At 32.4% G+C, this 333-nt stretch carries 1 protein-coding gene; it reads left to right on the top strand.

Features of this window, described 5'->3' with window-relative positions; translation table 11 throughout:
* The coding region (locus GOQ24_RS17060) for an IS66 family transposase (RefSeq protein WP_160340110.1) at nt 1-333 on the top strand (333 nt) is incomplete at both ends.

The raw sequence follows: 333 nt of genomic DNA, 5'->3' as shown, positions 1-333 counted from the left end.
TGAATTTGAAAAAGCTTTAGATAACGATAGAAAAAGGGCCCAGCATGTACTAGTAGAAATACAGAAGTTATATGCTATAGAGAGAAAAGCTAAAGAACAAAATTTAGCTCCTGACCAAATCAAAGAACTTCGTCTAGATGAAAGTTTACCAATCATCAACAAGCTTGGTAAATATATGATTGCTCAGATGAAACTTACATTACCTCAAAGTAGAATAGGTAAAGCTTTTGTGTACTCTCAAAAAAGATGGAGTAATCTAAGTGATTACTTACACAATGGAAACTTGCAGATAGACAATAATCTTGTTGAAAATGTAATCAGACCTGTAGCAAT

Origin of the sequence: Myroides sp. LoEW2-1 (assembly GCF_009767705.1) — a bacterium.
Taxonomy (GTDB): Bacteria; Bacteroidota; Bacteroidia; order Flavobacteriales; family Flavobacteriaceae; genus Flavobacterium; species Flavobacterium album_A.
This window is presented reverse-complemented; position numbering and strand designations above follow the sequence as displayed.